The sequence below is a fragment of the Magnetococcales bacterium genome (genome assembly GCA_015228935.1).
Classification (GTDB): Bacteria; Pseudomonadota; Magnetococcia; order Magnetococcales; family DC0425bin3; genus HA3dbin3.
Map to the genome: position 1 here is coordinate 1 of JADGCO010000197.1, position 2,156 is coordinate 2,156.

The window sequence follows — 2,156 nt, forward strand, 5'->3', positions numbered from 1 at the left end:
GGTCGGTCGGCATACCGCCTATGGCTATGGCATGCTGCTGCTGCGTCCGGCGCAGCGGAGAGAGTGATGCCCAGAGCGCCAGTCAAGGAGGAACGCCCAGAGCGCCGGTCAAGGAGGAACGCCCAGACGGGAAGGATCCAGGACATGACGGATGGTGCGCACATGTTCCGGTCCGTCGATCAGGTATTCCGCACAGGTCAGACGGGAGAAAAAATTGACTGATTCAGCCGTATAGCCGCCATTTTGATAAATGCCGACGTAATCTCCCACCTGTGGCGCGGGCATGAGTACGCCGTCTTCTGTATCAAGGGAACCTGAATGGTCCACTCCGGCCAGGATTACCGGTACCTGCGGTGTTCCCTCCGGATTGGAAAGATTGATGGCGCTTCCGGCCGGAAGATGGGGTGGAATCGCATCATCCAGGATGCAGCAGGTCATTTCCCGGGCCTGGCGGGTCTCTATGACCTTGGCAATATGAAGGGTTGTCAAGGGACCCAGGGCCGGGTCCATCTCCAGGACGGGAGAGATGGCAGGTGATGCGTGTTCCGCCATGAAACCGGCCCAAAGGGTTGATAAATTTCTATACAACTCAAGCCTGGCCTGAATATGCGGCCCCGCATGAAGAGGGCGTGCCGGACAGTTGGCAAAAATCACCCGTTCCGGCCATTGTCCAGTCATGTGCGCCAGTTCTGCAATGGCAGCGAGGGCGTGCCGAAAAGTCTCCAGTACCGGATCTGCATTCAGGTTGCGGGTCCCGGGATTGGGATCCGTATTCAGGCCGGAGGTCTCAAAATTGAAATAAAGCCCCCCAAAGCGGCATCCGGATTTATTACCCAGGGCTGTGATCAATGTGGCTCCCTGGTCCAGATCAAAACCGGAACAGGGGCCGGGTATGGGTATGGCAGCACCGGAATTGTCGCCGGAATCGTGTATGGGTGAACGGGGGTTGATGCGCAAGGCGAGTACGGCTTTGCGTCCCAGACGGCGGCCAATATGGTCGATACGTTCCAGTTCTGCCGCCGACTCCAGACTGATGGAACCGAGACCACTGCCGATGGCCAGTTCCAACTCCGCATCGCGTTTGCCGGAAACCAGGAAAGCAAGCCGTTGGGGATGCATGCCGGCAGAAATGGCCAGACGCAACTCCACACCAGAGGCCACGCTCAAACCATCCAGATGGGGTTGCATCCAGCGCAACAGATGGGGATTAGGCGTGGCACCGACCCTTCTGGAAAGAGCCGGATTGGCTGCCAGGGAGGCACGCAACTCCCGGATCCAGGCCACGATGGCCGGACCATCATGGAGGTAACAGGGTGTTCCCTTCGTGACCACAAAATCCAGTAAATCAACTCCACCAAAGGGCAGTGTATCCATCATGACCTTTGCAGACTCCTGCAAACAGGATTTTTTCCACCGGCCATGCCGATACCAGATCCGGAAACACCCGTTGGCTGAACATGAAAGCCCTTATCAGGACTTCGCCCCGAATCCCACCAGGACTCCGTCCTGGACCTGTCCGGTCGCCAGCCCCCTGGACCCCGATTCGTTGCCGAATGATGAACAGTTACGTGGTGTTCATGATTGAAGGGTGGAGTCTATGTCTGGTGGAGAGTCCATGTCAACGGCAGTTGCCGCAGACAACCGGGCGCGGGATTGAAGCAATCCTGTCTGGTCGGTCATCAGGTTGCCTGTTTGGAAGAAGGCCATCGATTGTCGTAAAAGATTGGCCTGCGAGGAGAGTTCTTCTGCCGTGGCGGCAATTTCCTCGGCGGCACCGGCATTGCCCTGGACCGTTCCTTCCAGGGTTTGCAACGCTTGCCGGATGCGTTCGGCATGGGCGTTTTGTTCGGCGCTGGCGCTGGCGATGCCACCAATCAAGCCGGTCGTTTTCTGGATATCTGGCACCAACTGCTGGAGCATTTTACCGGCACTCTCCGCCACGCTCATGCCGGAGGTGGTGATTTTGCCAATTTCGGCTGCGGCCAACTGACTGCGTTCGGCCAGTTTGCGTACTTCGGCGGCAACGACCGCAAATCCCTTCCCCTGTTCGCCAGCCCGGGCTGCCTCGATGGCGGCATTCAAGGCAAGCAGGTTGGTTTGTCGGGCGATTTCCTCGATGATGGAAATGCGTTCGATGATGTCGCGCATGGCCGTGA

2 protein-coding genes are annotated in these 2,156 nt (G+C 58.0%); both read right to left on the reverse strand.

Annotated elements, in window-relative coordinates; all coding sequences use genetic code 11:
• Positions 1-108: 108 nt before the first annotated feature.
• The gene (locus tag HQL65_20620) at positions 109-1,377 is read right to left on the reverse strand and encodes a hypothetical protein (GenBank protein ID MBF0138637.1); all 1,269 of its coding nucleotides are present in this window, start codon (positions 1,375-1,377) and stop codon (positions 109-111) included.
• A 198-nt stretch (positions 1,378-1,575) separates the two neighbouring features.
• Positions 1,576-2,156, reverse strand: a 581-nt coding sequence (locus HQL65_20625; GenBank protein ID MBF0138638.1) for a hypothetical protein, incomplete at its 5' end; no start/stop codon positions are given.